This is a genomic window from Bradyrhizobium sp. Cp5.3, from assembly GCF_000426265.1.
Lineage (GTDB): Bacteria > Pseudomonadota > Alphaproteobacteria > Rhizobiales > Xanthobacteraceae > Bradyrhizobium > Bradyrhizobium neotropicale.
The window spans coordinates 61,767-78,142 of record NZ_AUFA01000032.1 but is presented as its reverse complement, the minus strand read 5'-3'; the positions used below and the strand labels follow the sequence as shown (position 1 = coordinate 78,142).

Here is a 16,376-nt window from a genome sequence, read left to right as displayed (position 1 = left end):
TCTCCGTTCAGATCCTGGTGGAAGATGGTCTCAAAATTCTCCAGGACCGCGCTGCTGGCAGACACACCATTCGGCGTCAGGTTTGCCGTAAAGTTGCCGTTCGCGTCCGTGCTCCAGATGTCGTAATTGTCCGCTCCAGTCAGCTTCCAGGCAAAATCGAACCCCGTCGCTGTTTGCTCCGCACCGATTGGGACCCAGGGTGAGAATTGGCCGCTCGTCGCCGCCGCGCCGTTGTACTTCAGAATGGGACCGGAGCTGCCGAGCTCGAAGTTACTTCCCACCTGCAGCAGGCTTGTCGAGCCAAATGACTCGATCGCAATTGGCGTAAGTTGGCTGATGAGCGTGGCGCTTGTGATTGAGCCATCTCCGAATTGGAAATTCTCTACCCCCGTCACCGTATCTGTCCCGTCAGGTGAGCCGGAACGCTGATCGACGATGGTGAAGGTCTGCGTCGCCGAATTGTAGGACATGGCGTAGCTGGCTTCGCTGCCCGAATACACCGCCGTATCGGTGCCGGCTCCACCAATGATCGTGTCGTTGCCGCCGCCGCCGGTGATCGTATCGTTGCCCGAGCCGCCGTTCAGCACATTCGCGATGGCGTTGCCGATGATCGTGTCGTTGCCGGAGCCGCCGATGGCGTTGTCAATGTAGGAATGCGCGTCGTTGTTGTAGAGATAGGCGTTGTAGACGTTCCCTGACGCATAGTGGCCGTTGCCGAGATAGGCAACTTGCGCGGATGAGAACAGCGACGCCGCACCGGGATTGAGGTTGATGCTCAGATTCGTCGTGTAGTTCGACAGATCATAGGTGTCGACGCCGCCGCCGTCCCAGATCGTCTCGAAGATGCGGTTGGCCGAACCGCCGGCCCCGCCATTGTCCGCCGGCTGGCCAACGCCGTTGATGAATTCCTGGCCCGTGGTCGGGCTCCACGTGTAGACGGTGTTGCTGCTCTGCGTCGTGTAGTTCGCGCCATACAATGTTTGGAGCGCGAGGATATCGTTCGCCATGTAGGTCTGCGGATATCCGTACGCTTCATTCGTGTAGCCGGTCAGCGGACCGCCAACATAGCTGCGATAGCTCATGACGGTGTATTCGCTGTCGTCATGCGCGGTCGGCACCGCGACGTTGGCGGGGCCGCCCGTCTCCTGGCTGTGCTTGAGGCCGAGAGCATGGCCAAGCTCGTGCAGCGCCGTCGTGAAATAGTAGTTGCCGAGCCTCGCCTGGGTGTAATCATATTGGGTTCCGAACCACACATCGCCGCCGGCGGCATAGTTGCCGGGATAGTAGGCGTAGGAGGTCGGATTGGCCGCCGGCGACTGCGCGATCATGATGTCGGCGCCGTTGGTCCCCGCGTACTGGATGCTGGCGTTGGTGTAGCTGAGGATCAGCCCGATCGCGTAGTTGATCGCCGCCTGCATCTGGCTGGGCGCGGAAGCAAAGCCGGAGGTGGTCGGTTCGCTGTCGCCACCGCTGTAGGGATTGGCATAGTCGCTGGGCGAGTCGGGAAAGCTGTAGGTGATCGCGCCGGACCATTTGTAGCCCGACAGCATGCCGTCGATATCGGCGTTGTTGGTCGCACTAACCGTGACAGCGTTGGCCAAGGGAATCTCCGGAACACCAGGGCGCGCGATTCGGGCGCAGGCCGACGATTCTAGCGACAGATTGATACCTTTAGCTTAAACTTGGCAACACGACCGCCCCCCTTCCCTAATGCCGTGTTGGCCACCAAATCCCGTAATCATACGGGCCCAGACAACTGGTCTGGCGCGTCCTGCTTCGCCGGCAATCTGCAAGGTGCCCATGAGATTACGCCCACTCCCGGCCGGTCTGTTCGGTGCCCTGGCGGTGCTGGCCGCGTCGTATCATCTGCCCTTCGGAGGACTGCCTGCCATGGCCGGAAAAGCCAACGCGGACGACAGTGGCAGGGCGCTGCGCGCGCCCTCGGTTCCACCGGCGCGCGACCCTTCGGCCGCCGTTGCCGAGGAATATGAGCTGGCCCGCAGCAAGGGAACGGCGGAAGCATTCGAGCTCTTCATCGCCCGCCACGGCGACGATCCCCTCGCCGACAAGGCGCGCGCCGAGCTGAAGCGCCTGTCGCGCTGATGCCGTAACGCACCGCAGCAAGGCCGCCGCGTCAGTCACCCCATTTTGGCAGGCGGCATCGGCGCCGGCGGCGGCTTGCCGCATGATCTTTCGGCACTATGGTAGGCGCGCGATCTGTCCCGGAGCCTTTCAAAATGCCCTTTCCGCACGCCTCGGAAGCCCTGTCACGTTTCACCGTGCTCGATCTGACCCGGGTGCGGTCCGGGCCCACCTGCGTGCGGCAGCTTGCCGATTGGGGCGCCAACGTCATCAAGATCGACGCGCTACTGGAGGACGGCGGCGGCGAGCAGCCGGGCGGCCCGCGCCACGGCTCGGACTTCCAGAATTTGCACCGCAACAAGCGGGCCATGACGCTCAACCTGAAGGACGAGCGCGGGCTGGCCGTCTTCAAGCGGCTCGCCGCCAAGGCCGACGTCGTGGTCGAGAATTTCCGTCCCGACGTGAAGAAGAAGCTCGGCATCGACTACGAGGCCTTGCGCGCGGTCAACCCGCGCATCGTCTATGGCAGCATCTCCGGCTTCGGCCAGGACGGCCCTTATCACAAGCGGCCGGGCTTCGATCAGATCGCGCAAGGCATGGGCGGGCTGATGTCGATCACCGGCGCGCCTGGCGAGGGCCCGATGCGGGTCGGCATTCCCGTGGCCGACCTCACGGCGGGCCTGTTCTGCGCGATCGGCATCCTCACCGCGCTTCTGGAGCGCGAGGTCTCGGGCCAAGGCCAGTGGGTGCAGACCTCGCTGCTGCAGGCCCAGATATTCATGCTCGACTTCCAGGCCGCGCGCTGGCTGATGGAGAAGGAGGTCGCAAAGCAGGCCGGCAACAACCATCCGACCAGCATTCCGACCGGCGTGTTCAAGACCTCCGACGGCTACATCAACATCGCCACGACAGGCGGTCGGATCTGGGAGCGCTGCGCCCAGGCCGTCGGCGCGCCGGAGCTCGTCACCAATCCCGATTATGCGACCGCGCCGGTCCGCTCCAAGAACCGCGACGCCCTCAACGCCGAGATCGAGAAGCGCACCGTGACGAAGCCGACCGAGACCTGGGTCAGGGAACTCAACGAGGCCGGCGTGCCCTGCGGACCGATCTACGCCATCGACCAGATGTTCGAGGACGCCCAGGTCCGCCATCTCGGCATCGCCCAGGACGTGCCGAACCAGGAGGACCGCCAGATCCGCCTGGTCGGCCAGCCCGTTACGCTGTCGCGCACGCCAAGCCACATGGTGGCACGGCCACCGGAGTTCGGCGAGCAGACGGAGGATGTGCTTGCCGAGTTCGGCTTTGCTGCCGAGGAGATTGCGACGCTAAGGAAGGCCAAGGTCGTATGAGTTCAACTTATGGATAACATTGAGTAAACGACGCAAGATATTGATTTATAGATACATTCTTGCCGTCACCAAGAAATCGGCAGAGCCGTTTCCGGTCACGCCTTAACCGGGCGCCGCAACTGTCCGACGCGGCCGACCAAGCGTTCGATCATCGGCCAGAACAGCAGCACGATCGCGAGCGTCGTGATCGAGCCGACCAGGCCGTTCGACCAGAACACCCTGAGGTCGCCTGCGGAGCCGATCATCGAGAGGCGGAAGGCGTCCTCGGCGCGGTTGCCGAGCACCAGCGCCAATGTGAACGGCGCCAGCGGAATGCCGATCTTCTTGAAGACGTAGCCGACCACGCCGAAGCCCAGCATCAGCCAGATGTCGAACATGGCGTTCTGGATCGCGTAGGCGCCGATCGCGCAGGACACCACGATCATCGGCGCGACCGCCGCGAACGGTACGCGCAGGATGGAGGCGAAGATCGGCACGGTCGTCAGCACCAGCGCGAGGCCGACGACGTTGCCGAGATACATCGAGGCGATCAGGCCCCAGACGAAATCCTTGTGCTCGACGAACAGCAGAGGCCCGGGATTGAGTCCCCACACCATCAGCCCGCCAAGCAGGATCGCAGCGGTGCCGGAGCCGGGGATGCCGAGCGCCAGCATCGGCAGCAGCGCCGAGGTGCCTGAAGCGTGCGCGGCCGTCTCCGGCGCGAACACGCCCTCGATGCGGCCCTTGCCGAAGCTCTCGGGATCCTTGGCGAACCGCTTGGCGAGATTGTAGCCCATGAAGGACGCCGCGATCGCGCCGCCCGGCGTGATGCCGAGCCAGCAGCCGATGAAGGACGAGCGCACCAGCGTCACCCAATATTTCGGCAGGTCCTTCCACACGCTCAGCACGACGCCCAGCGAGATGCTCGCGGCATGGCCGCGCAGCGCCAGGCGCTCCTCCATGGTCAGCAGGATCTCGCTGATGCCGAACAGGCCGATGACCGCGACGAGGAAGTTGATTCCGCGCAAGAGCTCCGCCGAGCCGAAGGTCATGCGCAACTGGCCCGACACCGTATCCATGCCGACGCCGGCGAGCAGCAGCCCCAGCGACATCGAGATGACCGTCTTGTGCTTGGCCTCGCGCCCGAGGCCGACGAAGGAGCAGAAGGTCAACAGATACACCGCGAAGAACTCGGGCGGGCCGAACTTCAGCGCAAACGACGAGATCATCGGTGCGAGGAAGGTGATCAGGAGCACCGCGACCAGCGAGCCGATGAAGGAGGACGTGAACGCCGCCGTCAGCGCCTCGGCCGCCCTGCCCTGCTGCGCCATCGGATAGCCGTCGAAGGTGGTCGCTACCGACCAGGCTTCACCGGGAATGTTGAACAGGATCGAGGTGATGGCGCCGCCGAACAGCGCGCCCCAATAGATGCAGGACAGCATCACGATCGCCGAGGTCGGATCCATCGTGAAGGTGAGCGGCAGCAGGATCGCCACGCCGTTCGGGCCGCCGAGCCCCGGCAGCACGCCGACGAAGATGCCGAGCACGAGCCCGACCATCATCAGCACGAGTGTCTTGCCCGTGAGCAGAACGGCAAATCCGTGAACCAAAAGACCGAAGGCTTCCATCGCGAGCCCGCCTAGTAGCCGAAGGCCGCTTCCAGCGGCCCCTTCGGCATGATGACGTCGAAGGCGATGTCGAAGGTGATGAACATGATCGCCGTGAACAGGAAGGCGGTGAGCAGCGACTTCCACAGCGCGATCCTGCCGATGAGGCGCATGAAGCCGGCGATCAGAAGGAAGCTCGCGACATAGAGGCCGAGGAACTGCGTCACCAGGCAGAACAGCAGCGTCGGCACGAACACCGCCATCACGCGGCGGGCTTGTGCGCGCGTCACGAAGGTCGCGGCAGCCGCGCGGCGCGCGAGCGCCGCGGAGATCAGGCCGTAGAGGCTGGCCCCACCGAGAATGATGGCGAGATAGAACGGGAAGTAGCCGGGCTCGGGCCCGGTCGCATCCCAGGAGATGCCGGTGCGCCAGTTGTCGTAGCCGAGCGTTGCGGCGAGCGCGAGCAGCAGCAGCGAGACGATGATCTCGATCGTGCCCGCGCTCACGACGGCGGGGGAGTCGTCCTCGGGAGCGGTCGGGTCGTCGACGACGATTTCCAGGTCGGTTTGGGACATGAGCTGATTTGCGAGATTGAGGATGTTCACCTCTCCCGCTTGCGGGGAGAGGTCGGATCGCATCGCAAGATGCGATCCGGGTGAGAGGGAGCTTCGGCAAGTCCGTCTGCCACCGTCTTCGGGGAGAGAACCCCTCACCCCGACCCTCTCCCCGTAAGAACGGGGAGAGGGAGAAGAAAGAGCCTACTTCGCGACGAATCCGGCTTCCGTCATCAGCGACTTGTTCAGCGCGTCGTCCTCCTCGAGGAATTTCACCATGTCCTTGCCGGTGAGGAAGATCGGCTTCAGCGCCTGCTTCTCCATGTACTCCTTGTACTCCGGCGTCTGCGTCACCTTCTGGAACAGCTCGACATAGAACGCCTGCTGCTCCGGCGTGACCTTGCCCGGCAGGAACATTGCGCGCAGCATCAGGTACTGGACGTCGACGCCCTCCTCCTTGCAGGTCGGGATGTCGGCCCAGGACTGCGTTTCCGTCACCTTGCTGGTGTAGGAAATGCGCTCCTTGTCGAATACGCAGAGCGGACGCACCTGGCCCGCACGCCAGACTTCGAGATTTTCGCTAGGATTGTTGACGTTGGACTCGGTGTGGTTGCCGACGAGCTGGGTCGCGGCCTCGCCGCCGGACTTGTAGGGCAGATAGGAGAATTTCGCGCCGGTCTTCTGCTCGAGGAACACGGTCAGCACGTGGTCCTCGCGCTTGGAGCCGGTGCCGCCCATCTTGAACGGCGAGCTCGCGGCCTTCGCGGCCTCGACGAATTCCTTCACCGTCTTGGGACCAGCGCTGTTGTCCCACAGCACGAACTGGTCGAGCGCGATCACGGACACCGGTGTCAGCTCGCGCCAGTTGAAGGGAATCTTGGCCGACAGCGGCAGCATGTAGATCAGCGAATAGGCGATCAGCACCTTGTTCGGATCGCCCTCGCTGGACTTCATGTACATCAGCGCTTCCGCGCCCGACGCGCCGCCCTTGAGCGAGACGACCATCGGCTGCTTCATCAGATTGTTCTTCTGGATCGCGGCCTGCATCATCCGCGCCATCTGATCGGAGGCGCCGCCTGCGCCAGCCGCGACCACGATCTCGACCGGCTTGGTGGGCTCCCAGCCGGCAAAGGCTGGAACGGCTGCCAACAACGCGCCTGCGCTGCAAGCGACCATCATCAATTTTCGCACGTTTCTTCCCTGTGGTTCTGTTGCTGGAGAGCTCAGCATGTCTCTGCCTCGACAGTAATGGCATGTTCAGGCAGTTGCGCAATGTGACTTTGGGCGGAACTTGCTGTTGAGTGCCGAGTCGCGGTTCACCCGCACTTACGACCAATCGCCCAGAGCGGGTTCATAGAAAAATTTGCACGTGTCAGAGACGATGGCTCAAGACAATCGATCTTCAACCAAAGCTCCTTCCCGCACATGGCCTCTCCACAATCGCATGTGAGCCGCGGCTGAAGCGAACGATGGCGCCGTTAACCATCACGCTAAAATTTATTGCCGATCGCAGCTGGCTTTTTTCGTATCGGCGTTCTACATTTGTCCTGCCATCGCAATGAACGCGAAGGCGGCCGCCGCCGATGTTGGCGCACCGGACGACGGCCTGACCACAACAGACTAATGGAGAGTCTATCATGGCTAGTTGCCATTATACCGCCGATTCGGCGGTCGTTTCCGCTTTCAGGCTTTATATTGACGCTTGCAAGGACCGCCAGCGCGGCCCCGAGGAGCAGGTCGTGCTCGCGGTGCACGCGCTCGCGCGCCGCAAGTCGGCAAACGAGGCAATCATCTTGCCTTCGCCCCTGAACTAGCACCGCCCTACTCACCCCAGTTTGCGATCCGAGGGCCGACGACGCCCCTCGCGGCATGGCCGTACGGCGCCGCTCGTTCGAGCCGAGCCCAATGCCGTGCCGCCCCGTTCGGACGAGGATCTGCGCAACCGCCAGGAGTTCTTCAATGTCGTTGTTCAAGAGTAAGGCCGTGCTGGCCCGCAGCACCACTCATATCTACAGGCCCTACGGCGGCGTCGCCGACGTGCGCGAAGTCACCGATCGTGCCGCTCATGTCCGGATTCTCGACTTTCCCTGGACACTGAGTTCGGACATCATCGCCAGCGAGCTTGCCTGTCCCGCCTTCTACGCCATGGTCGGCTCGGGTCGCATCTATCTCGGGGAGACCAACAATCTCGGCCGCCGGTTGGGAGAACATGCCGCCGATCCCCAGAAGGCCTTCGTGCAGCGAATCTTCGTTGTCCGGGGCGCGGAAGGGTTCCGCTTCACCAAGGAAACGGCTGTCTATCTGCAGTACGCGCTGACGCAGGCTGCCAAGGCGAGCGGCGTATTGCAGGTGGTGGCGGGTTGCCCGCCCCGCCTGGCCGAAGTCGACCCGCTCGACGTTCCGCTTCTGGAGCGTATCCTCGAAGACAGCAAGCGGCTTCTGTTCGACGCCGGCCTCGCCGCCTTCGAACTGTCGCCCCCCGCCGGCGCACACGATCAGATCGGGGAGAGCAACGTGTCCGACACCGTCGAGGCGGATGAGACCGGTCCCATGGAGATCGGTGTCGACTTGCCCCGCGGCGGCAGCGACTTCGAGCTTCGGTACGACGATACGCTGTGGGCGCACGGCTATCCCGCCGGCGACCGCTTCGTGGTGGCGGCGGGTTCGGACATTCGCATCACCACGAACCCGAGCGCGAGCGCGGTCAACCGCGCCCGCCGCGCGGCACTGTTCGACGCCGGCGTGTTGAGCCCGATCCCCGGAGCCTCTGATCGCATGCGCCTGACGGTCGACGTCGCCCTCCCCTCGATGGCGATCGCCGCCGCCGTGGCGTGCGGCGCCCATGTCGACTCTTCCAAGTGGCGCGCGATCGACCCCAATCAGCGTCCCCTGATGCACCTCTAGAACGAACCTCGACCTTGTACGCTCTCGAAGACGCGCGGCGTGAGTGTCACCGCATTTCGGTGGCGCTTCACGCCGCCGATCCGGATCCGAAGCGCCGGGCATCGCCTTCGGCGCGTGTGCACCGATCAGTTCGGCCGATCCGACGGCCGGCTGCAGCGATACATTCGCGGGCAAGATTATGACCGACGATACGGACGACACGCCGCTCACCGATTTCGATCTGGACCTCATCGAGGGGGCGGCTGAGGATTCAGCCGCGAGCGACGACGAACTCGCCGCGCTGCCGCGGATTCTCCGTTATGGGCTGCTCGCCTCGCGTGGCGTCAATTCGGTCTATCAGCGTCTTGCTGCGGAGATCGAGGAAACCTGTCCCGGCTTACCCTCGACCGCCGCATGGCTGGGCACGCCCAATGCCGAGACGGGTAACAGGCTGGCGGCGGAGCTCGACCATCGCTCCGTCGTCGAGGACAAGAGCGAGCTGCGGGGTCTTGCCGATTGCATCCGGCTGACCTCGCTGATACTGCCCCGCGACAAGGCTCTCATCGAGGACCATCGTCGTGTCGCTAGAGCGTTGCTCGCCGCGCTGCGTAAGCTCGACCACGACAGCCCCTCTCACCTCGCCGCCGAAGCGGAAGCGGTGACCTATGGCTGGGCAGCCTTGCCGGTGTGTGCGAACGACGTCACCAGAACCTTCCAGACGCCAGCCGCGACGGCCGCGGCGGCCCTGGGCGCGCGCATGGCAAGGCATCGGATTGAGGACGCCACCGTCAAAGTCCTGGCCCACGCTGCTAGGGAACGGGTGGAAAGAACTAAAGCCGATCTCGCCCTGGCACCCGTGAACAGCGATGCACCCGCCAATGCGCGAGCGCCGAACGGCCAGGTTGTGGTCGTCCGAATAGATTCGGCAGAGGTCGCGCGCCATAGGCTCAAGGACATCATGGCGCCCCTGAGTAAGGTCATCAATATCGCGTTGCCCCTCGTCGCCACATCTGCTCTGCCCGAGGTGCGGCAGGCACTATTGGCGGAATTTCCTTATGCGGAGGTCGTCATTGACTTCGTTCTTGCCGACCTGGTCGGCCGGACGACCGTTACGCTAGATCCCTTGCTGCTGACCGGCCAACCTGGCTCGGGCAAGACGCGATTCGTCGAACGCTTATTCCACCATCTTGGGATATCCCTCTGGCGCACCGACGCCACGGCGGCCGACGGCTCGGCCTTCGGTGGCACCGACCGACGCTGGTCGAGCGCCCAGGTCTGCCACCCCCTGTTGGCGATCGCCCGCGCAGGCCACGCCAATCCCGGGATTCTCATCGACGAAATCGACAAAACTGCGGTTAGCCGCGACTATGGCCGGCTGTTCGACTGCCTGCTGGCCTTCCTGGAGCCGCAGACCGCGCGTCAATACCATGATCCTGCACTGCAGACCTCACTGGACCTGCGCCACGTTTCTTATGTTGCCACCGCCAATCACGCCGACACGCTGCCGTCCCCATTGCGGGATCGAATGCGGCAGATCGAATTTCCCAGGCCCACCGCAGAGGACCTCGAGGCCTTGCTGCCTGCCGTGATCGCCGACATCCTGCGTGATCGTGGTCTCGACCATCGCTGGGCCATCCCGTTCACGGCTGCGGAAAAACAGGCCGTCGCCCACCACTGGCATGGCGGTTCGGTCCGTCGTTTACGTCGCATCGTCGAGGTCGTGATGCGCCAGCATGATGCGCGGGCCGCTCGAAATTGAGCGATGTCGTACGATCGCGAGACGGTCCTGCCGACGCCCAATGATCTTGTGCGCAGGTTGCGCTGCAGTGCGTCCCGCCAACGGCGGCCCGGCATCGGAAACGCCCAATCGATCTTTGCTCCAGCCCTGGAACGACTGTCTCGCCAGCGCCGGGTCTCGCGCGAGTGACTGCTCGGAACCTGAGCATCATCGAGTTGGTCGCGTCCAACAATCAGGAGCTTAAGACCGTCAGCGATCCGGCTTGGGTTGCCGGCGACGATTTGCGAGCTGCCTCACGCGGTCGATGCTGCCGGTGCGGGGCTCTCGGGCGGCTTCGATCCTCAAGTACCCGACAAGTTTCCGACCATGCTGGTGGTGGCCGTAATGAGACTGAGTCTTTTCGGTACCGTGCCCCGCAGCAATAGCGACCTCCCTGCCCGCCCCGTAAGTTGCCTTCAGGTCCGCGACAACTTGGTTCCTTAAGACGTAGGGCGTGATGGAAACTGCGATATCGCGAAAAACGCGCTTGCCGAGCCTGCCAAGGGCTTTGCGGAAGGCATCGTTTGGAGCGGTCACCACCGAGCACCCGCCTGCGCACAAGTCGGCAAGGTACCGCGCTGGCCCTCCGAGAATGATCCAGTCTACGGTTATGGTGGTGCGGCCGGTGCCATACCGGCCGCGATGGTTCTTGGCGGGGATATATTCGATCGAGAGCTCATTATGTTGTACGGAAAGGCGAACGCCCACCCGATGTACGTCGTTGCGCAGCCCTTCGGTCAGTTCTTCGGGTCTGATCGGAGCGATCAGGCTGACCGCGAGCGCTGCTCGATATTCCCAGTCCGTCGGAACCCCGTCCCACAATTCTCTCGTCCAATCGCCCCCTCTCTTGTACAGGGCTGCCAAGACGTTCTTCTTTCCGCCCGGGCCGCGGCCAGACTCTTCACCCTCTTCACCCTCTTCACCCTCTTCACCCTCTTCACCCTCTTCACCCTCTTCACCCTCTTCACCCTCTTCACCCTCTTCACCTTCTTCCGTCTGTTCAGCCTCAAACGGTTTCCAGCGGGAAGGTCCGTTCTCGAAGGGCAGAACGCCGGGCTCGCAAGGGGGGTCGAGCGTCAAGGCCTGCTCGACCAGGATCAACGTCCGATGGAGCCGACGCGCATATTCCAGAGCGAGACCTGCGTCTTCCCTCTCCCCGGCGTCCCAGCAGCCCCAGAAGAGGTTAATCAGAGAAATTCTGGCTCCAGTATGAAATGCAGCACGCGAAAAATAAAAGGCCTCGCGGCTGATGCCCGGCCTCCACGGATCGAGATTGCCCGTTGCCTCCATGCGCTTGAACTCCGAGAGGTAGGCATCGAGCGTGTTCGGGCTGACTTTGCGCATGGGGATGCGGTCGCAGCATGCCCGCGTACGCTCCAGCAGTTTCCGGACATTTACTTTCATTGTGGTCCAGCCTCCTTATTGTCGGACGGTGAGCGTCCAGAAAAAGTGCCTGATTGAGTGTAGGATAATCGTGATGCAGTTCGAGCCGTTGGCGACAGATAGCGTCGAGTTCATGGAGCTCGGGCCTGGCGCATGCGGGTCCGAGGCTCATGCGGGAGCTGACCTATCCGAAAATAGTCCCGGAAACCTGACGCGCAACAATCGGAGCCTCGGTCGCACCGCCGAGCAATCCACACTTCTTTCCAAGCTCGCCAATCGCCGAAGAGTTGGCCCCCGCCAGAAAACCGACGAACGAAGCGAGCTGAGCGGAAGACAGAGCGGCGACCAGCATCATCGCAAGCCGATCCAGCTCTTCCGGAGAGATGTCGATGCAACGGCTTCGGCTCGAGGTACCCTTCGCCTTCTCGATACGCTCCACGACGATCGCGATGGTCGGGATGTCTCCCGCTGCGATTTCTGCCAAGATGGCCTGGACCAATTCGGGCGGAGCGCTCTTGGCGGCGAGCTTGTAAGCGACGCCGGAAGGTACTTTCGAAACGGCCTCGGGCCCGTAGCACTCAGCCAGTCTCGCCAAGCCCATGTAATGCTGCAGCGTGCGAACACTCTCGGTGTAAGCTTCCTCGCAGTAGGTGAGGAACTCACCCTTCTTCAGCCAGGATTTCACCTTGATGAGTGCTTTGCCGGCATCGATGCCGCAGTCGACCGAGGATCGGATAGACTCTCGAATCTGCATCGTCAGACGCCGAACTTCCTCGCGATGCTCGGCGGGGATCTTCGTATAGTCGTAGGTATCGACGTCCCTCATGCGGCCCTCTCAGGTTGAAACCCGGTGGACCCCCCGTAGGACTGTCGTCCTACCCCGCGATAAGATTAGGGAACTTCGGAATTCCGTCAAGGCAATTGATCAACTCAAATAAAAAATCTTAAAAAGCGAAACTGTTTCGTTTTCGGAAATATGAAATTACAAAGAAATACGTTAGTCTTGGTCTAGGCCAATCGTCCGCACCGAGCCCAAGCCAATCGTCCGCACCGAGCCCAAGCATGACGAGAACTTGTAACTAGATTGGCCAGCTACCTATCCAGGAATGCATCAATAAGAATTACAACCTATGCATCGCGAGCCCGCCGAGGCAAAAAACGAAACTATTTCGCTTTCTCGATCACGATCGCTCTTTAAGCGAGAATCCCCTACTTGCCCTTCCAGTTCGGCGTGCGCTTGTTGAGGAAGGCGTCCATGCCCTCGCGGAAATCTTCGCTCATATAGGCTTTCAGGATCAGGTCCTCGCCCTCCTCGCGCGACAGCGTGCGGCGGATGCGGCGCACCGCTTCCTTGGTCGCCTCCAGCGTGAGCGGCGCATGGCTCGCGACCAGCTTTGCGGTCTCGTCGGCGCGCCGCTGCAGCGTCTCGACGTCGGGCACGACCTCGTTGAGCAGGCCGAGCGCGAGCGCCTCCGGCGCCTCGACGAGGCGCGCCTTGAAGATCAGGTCCTTGGTGCGGGCGGGCCCCACCAGCGCGACGACGCGGCTGATGTTCGACATAGACAGGCAGTTGCCGAGCGTACGCGCAATCGGAAAGCCCATGCGCGTCGTTTCAGTGCCGATGCGGATGTCGCAACAGGCCGCAATACCGGCACCGCCGCCGGTGCAGGCCCCCGCGATCGCCGCGATCACCGGCACGCGGCACTGCTCCAGGGTGCCGAGCACGCGGTCGATCCGCGCCTCATAGTCGAGCGCATCCTGCGCGGTCTTGAAGGCGCGGAACTGCGAGATGTCGGTGCCGGAGGCGAACGCCTTGTCGCCGGCGCCGGTCAGGATCAGCGCCTTGATCGAGCGGTCCGCGTTGATCTCCTGGCAGATCTCCGCCATGCGCTCATACATGGCGAAGGTCAGCGCATTGCGTGCCTGCGGTCGGTTGAAGGTGATCCGCGCGATGCCGTCCTGGACGGAGTAGAGCAGGTCTTCGCTAGCAGTCGCAGGCAGGTTCATCGCGCGCTCTCTTTTTCACTGGAGCATGATCCGGACCCGGAGGGCCGCGTTTGCGCAACGTGCGCTGCGGTTTTCCGAAAAGATCATGCTCAAAGAATTAAACCTAAAGCGCGATGACCGCTCATCGCGCTTTAGAGTTACTTCAGGCGACCTGCGCCTTGGCCATCGGCACCGCGTCGCGTCCCTTCAGGACGTCCATGGCGGCCAGCACGCCGCCGCTGCGATGCGGGACCTTGGCGAGATCGAGACCCATCTCGACGCCGGCGAGCGTACCCATCAGCATCAGGTCGTTGAAATGACCGATATGGCCGATGCGGAACACCTTGCCCTTGACCTTGTTCAGGCCGGTGCCGAGCGACATGTCGAAATTCTCCAGCACCACCTTGCGGAAGTTGTCGGCGTCATGGCCCTCGGGCATGCGCACGCCGGTCAGCGCCGGCGAATGCGCGCCTGCATCGGCGCACTGCGTCTCCAGGCCCCAGACCTTGACCGCTGCGCGGGTCGCCGCACTGTGGCGCTTGTGGCGGGCCCACACGTTTTCGAGCCCCTCCTCTTCCAGCATCTTCACCGCTTCGCGCAGGCCGTAGAGCAGATTGGTGGCAGGCGTATAGGGGAAGGTGCCGAGCTTGTTGAAGCTGATGACTTCCTGCCAGTCCCAGTAGGAACGCATGCCCTGATTGGCCTTCGCAACCGCGAGCGCCTTCTCCGAGACGGCGTTGAAGCCGAGGCCCGGCGGCAGCATCAGCCCCTTCTGGGAGCCGGCGACCGAGACGTCGATGCCCCAGGCGTCGTGCTCATATTCCATCGAGCCAAGGCCGGAGATGGTGTCCACCATCAGCAGCGCCGGATGCTTCACCTTATCGAGGATCTTGCGCACCTCGAGCGGGGGCGTCAGGCAGCCGGTCGAAGTCTCGTTGTGCACGACGCAGACCGCCTTGATCGCGTGCTGCTTGTCGGCGGAAAGCCGCTTCTCGATCTCGGCGAGATCGGCGCCATGGCGCCAGTCGCTCGGAATGAAGTCGACGTCGAGCTTGAACTTGTCGGCGATGCCGCGCCATAGCACTGCGAACTGGCCGGTCTCGCACATCAGCACCTTGTCGCCGGGGGCGACCACGTTGACCATCGCCGCTTCCCACGCGCCGGTCCCGGACGAGGGGAAGATGATCACGGGCTGCTTGGTCCGGAACACCCGCTGCATCGAGGCAAGAACCGCGAAACCGAGCTCGGCGAACTCCGGACCGCGATGGTCCAGCGTCGGCATATCCATCGCCCGAAGCACCCGGTCGGGTACGTTGGTCGGTCCTGGAATCTGGAGAAAATGCCTTCCAGTATGCACGGTCATCGGCGTCCTTCCCGGTCTAGCCTTGGTTTTGGTGAGCCGCCGAATAGCACCATTTGACCGGCTTGTCCCCTCTCCTAAAGGCGCCTCCCATGCATATCCGGCGGTCCTCGCTCCGCCTTCCATCCCCTACTCCGCGGCAACCACTTTTGCCGCGGGAACGTGCCCCTCGGCTTCCTCGAACGGGCGCTCCGGATGCATCAGGAAGGCGGAGACGCCGCCGAGCATGAGGAGGCCCATCGACATCAGGAACGGCAGGTACCAATTGCCGGTGGCGTCGATGACGAACCCCGCCACCAGCGGCGAGACGATGGCGGCGAAGGCCGAGCCGGTGTTCATGATTCCCGACGCGGTGCCGGAATATTTCGGGGCAATGTCCATCGGAATCGACCACATCGGGCCGATCACCAGCTCGGCGCAGAAGAAGCCCGCAGACAGGCACAACGCGACCACGGTGATGTCGTGGACGAACAGGATCGGGAAAAGCGACAACAGCGCCCCCGCAAATCCCACAACCGTCACGCTCAGCCGCGCCAGGCGGACATTGCCGGTGCGATCGAGAATTTTGTCCGACAGCACGCCCCCGACGCTGTCGCCGACCACGCCCGCGAAGAACACGCCCGAGGCGAACAGGGCGGAGTTCTTGATGTCGAGGCTGTAGTTGTTCTTGAAGAACAGCGGCAGCCAGTTGAGGTACAGCCACAGGCACCAGCCGTAGCAGAAATAGGTCAGCGTCACCGGCCACATCCGGCCGAGCAACGGGCCCCAGGGCACGCGCGGCCGCTCGCCGGTGGGACGCGGCGGGAGCGCGGCGAGCTCCGCTTCCGTGATCGAGGCATGGTCCTTCGGCTCGTTGCGGAAGTACCAGACCCAGATGATGCCCCAGATCAGACTGACGAAGCCGAGCACGACGAACGCTCCGCGCCAGGTCAGCCACAGGATCAGGAGCGCGACCACCGGCGGCGTCACGGCATTGCCGAGCCGGGCGAAGGAATGGGTCAGCCCTTGCGCGAAGCCGCGGCGGTTCGCCGGCGTCCAGTATTGCATCGCGCGCGTTGCGGTCGGAAAGGTCGCGCCCTCGCCGAAGCCGAGCGCAAACCGCGCAACGAACAGCGCGGCGAGACCATTCACGAAGCCGGTCATGATGGTCGCGACCGCCCAGATCATGCCGCACCAGAACAGCGTCTTGCGCGGTCCAAAATGATCGCCGACCCAGCCGCCGATCACCTGGAACAGCAGATACGGATAGGCGAAGGCGGAGAACACGAGGCCAAGCTGGGTGTTCGAAAGACCAAGCTCCTTCTGGATCTCGCTGGCCGCGGTGCCGATATTGACCCGGTCGATATAGGTGATGAAGTACATCGCACAGAGCATGGCCAGCACGACATGCGTGGCCTTGAGCCGAACTCCCATCGC

General features: G+C 63.1%; 14 protein-coding genes. 5 read left to right on the top strand and 9 right to left on the bottom strand.

The window, feature by feature from the left end:
* Nucleotides 1-1,601, bottom strand: a 1,601-nt coding sequence (locus K289_RS0131030) for a M10 family metallopeptidase C-terminal domain-containing protein (RefSeq protein ID WP_027555043.1), incomplete at its 3' end; no start/stop codon positions are given.
* Between the two features lie 199 nt (nucleotides 1,602-1,800).
* Between K289_RS0131030 and K289_RS0131025 the strand changes: the two genes are divergently transcribed.
* Both K289_RS0131025 and K289_RS0131020 read left to right on the top strand, forming a co-directional pair.
* Nucleotides 1,801-2,103 carry a hypothetical protein gene (locus tag K289_RS0131025; protein ID WP_027555042.1) on the top strand — a complete coding sequence of 101 codons (303 nt, stop codon included), beginning with the start codon at nucleotides 1,801-1,803 and terminating at the stop codon, nucleotides 2,101-2,103.
* Nucleotides 2,104-2,237: 134 nt separating this feature from the next.
* Nucleotides 2,238-3,431: a CaiB/BaiF CoA-transferase family protein gene (locus K289_RS0131020; protein WP_027555041.1), complete on the top strand. Its 1,194-nt coding sequence runs from the start codon at nucleotides 2,238-2,240 to the stop codon at nucleotides 3,429-3,431.
* 95 nt (nucleotides 3,432-3,526) lie between these two features.
* Here K289_RS0131020 and K289_RS0131015 read toward each other — a convergent pair whose 3' ends face one another.
* The 3 genes from K289_RS0131015 to K289_RS0131005 form a co-directional block, all read right to left on the bottom strand.
* Nucleotides 3,527-5,038, bottom strand: a complete 1,512-nt coding sequence (locus K289_RS0131015) for a tripartite tricarboxylate transporter permease (RefSeq protein WP_027555040.1) — start codon at nucleotides 5,036-5,038, stop codon at nucleotides 3,527-3,529.
* Between the two features lie 11 nt (nucleotides 5,039-5,049).
* Nucleotides 5,050-5,592 (bottom strand): tripartite tricarboxylate transporter TctB family protein, encoded by a 543-nt coding sequence (locus K289_RS0131010; protein ID WP_027555039.1) that lies wholly within the window; start codon nucleotides 5,590-5,592, stop codon nucleotides 5,050-5,052.
* Between the two features lie 183 nt (nucleotides 5,593-5,775).
* Entirely contained in the window at nucleotides 5,776-6,750 is a 975-nt protein-coding gene (locus K289_RS0131005; protein WP_035686401.1) for a tripartite tricarboxylate transporter substrate binding protein, read from the bottom strand.
* Between the two features lie 458 nt (nucleotides 6,751-7,208).
* Between K289_RS0131005 and K289_RS50845 the strand changes: the two genes are divergently transcribed.
* From K289_RS50845 to K289_RS51810, 3 genes are all read left to right on the top strand, one after another.
* The gene (locus K289_RS50845) at nucleotides 7,209-7,385 is read left to right on the top strand and encodes a hypothetical protein (RefSeq protein ID WP_156918283.1); all 177 of its coding nucleotides are present in this window, start codon (nucleotides 7,209-7,211) and stop codon (nucleotides 7,383-7,385) included.
* 169 nt (nucleotides 7,386-7,554) lie between these two features.
* Nucleotides 7,555-8,475 (top strand): hypothetical protein, encoded by a 921-nt coding sequence (locus K289_RS45755; protein ID WP_156918282.1) that lies wholly within the window; start codon nucleotides 7,555-7,557, stop codon nucleotides 8,473-8,475.
* A gap of 43 nt (nucleotides 8,476-8,518) precedes the next feature.
* On the top strand, nucleotides 8,519-10,213 hold the full coding sequence (locus tag K289_RS51810; protein ID WP_245284049.1) for an AAA family ATPase: 1,695 nt from the start codon (nucleotides 8,519-8,521) through the stop codon (nucleotides 10,211-10,213).
* A 228-nt stretch (nucleotides 10,214-10,441) separates the two neighbouring features.
* Here K289_RS51810 and K289_RS52500 read toward each other — a convergent pair whose 3' ends face one another.
* From K289_RS52500 to K289_RS0130965, 5 genes are all read right to left on the bottom strand, one after another.
* A complete protein-coding gene (locus K289_RS52500) occupies nucleotides 10,442-11,635 on the bottom strand; it encodes a hypothetical protein (protein ID WP_245284048.1) in 1,194 nt (397 codons plus the stop codon).
* A gap of 163 nt (nucleotides 11,636-11,798) precedes the next feature.
* On the bottom strand, nucleotides 11,799-12,440 hold the full coding sequence (locus tag K289_RS0130980) for a hypothetical protein (protein WP_027555035.1): 642 nt from the start codon (nucleotides 12,438-12,440) through the stop codon (nucleotides 11,799-11,801).
* Between the two features lie 383 nt (nucleotides 12,441-12,823).
* Entirely contained in the window at nucleotides 12,824-13,621 is a 798-nt protein-coding gene (locus tag K289_RS0130975; RefSeq protein ID WP_027555034.1) for an enoyl-CoA hydratase/isomerase family protein, read from the bottom strand.
* A gap of 142 nt (nucleotides 13,622-13,763) precedes the next feature.
* The gene (locus K289_RS0130970) at nucleotides 13,764-14,963 is read right to left on the bottom strand and encodes an alanine--glyoxylate aminotransferase family protein (RefSeq protein ID WP_027555033.1); all 1,200 of its coding nucleotides are present in this window, start codon (nucleotides 14,961-14,963) and stop codon (nucleotides 13,764-13,766) included.
* A gap of 126 nt (nucleotides 14,964-15,089) precedes the next feature.
* On the bottom strand, nucleotides 15,090-16,373 hold the full coding sequence (locus K289_RS0130965) for an MFS transporter (protein ID WP_027555032.1): 1,284 nt from the start codon (nucleotides 16,371-16,373) through the stop codon (nucleotides 15,090-15,092).
* Nucleotides 16,374-16,376 lie beyond the last annotated feature (3 nt).

Excerpts from the sequence above, each read along its gene's own strand:
- K289_RS50845 (WP_156918283.1), top strand. The coding sequence starts at position 7,209 with ATGGCTAGTTGCCATTATACCGCCGATTCGGCGGTCGTTTCCGCTTTC.
- K289_RS0131005 (WP_035686401.1), bottom strand. The coding sequence starts at position 6,750 with ATGATGGTCGCTTGCAGCGCAGGCGCGTTGTTGGCAGCCGTTCCAGCC.
- K289_RS0131020 (WP_027555041.1), top strand. The coding sequence starts at position 2,238 with ATGCCCTTTCCGCACGCCTCGGAAGCCCTGTCACGTTTCACCGTGCTC.
- K289_RS0130975 (WP_027555034.1), bottom strand. The coding sequence starts at position 13,621 with ATGAACCTGCCTGCGACTGCTAGCGAAGACCTGCTCTACTCCGTCCAG.
- K289_RS0131015 (WP_027555040.1), bottom strand. The coding sequence starts at position 5,038 with ATGGAAGCCTTCGGTCTTTTGGTTCACGGATTTGCCGTTCTGCTCACG.
- K289_RS52500 (WP_245284048.1), bottom strand. The coding sequence starts at position 11,635 with ATGAAAGTAAATGTCCGGAAACTGCTGGAGCGTACGCGGGCATGCTGC.
- K289_RS0130980 (WP_027555035.1), bottom strand. The coding sequence starts at position 12,440 with ATGAGGGACGTCGATACCTACGACTATACGAAGATCCCCGCCGAGCAT.
- K289_RS0131010 (WP_027555039.1), bottom strand. The coding sequence starts at position 5,592 with ATGTCCCAAACCGACCTGGAAATCGTCGTCGACGACCCGACCGCTCCC.
- K289_RS0130965 (WP_027555032.1), bottom strand. The coding sequence starts at position 16,373 with ATGGGAGTTCGGCTCAAGGCCACGCATGTCGTGCTGGCCATGCTCTGT.
- K289_RS0130970 (WP_027555033.1), bottom strand. The coding sequence starts at position 14,963 with ATGACCGTGCATACTGGAAGGCATTTTCTCCAGATTCCAGGACCGACC.
- K289_RS0131025 (WP_027555042.1), top strand. The coding sequence starts at position 1,801 with ATGAGATTACGCCCACTCCCGGCCGGTCTGTTCGGTGCCCTGGCGGTG.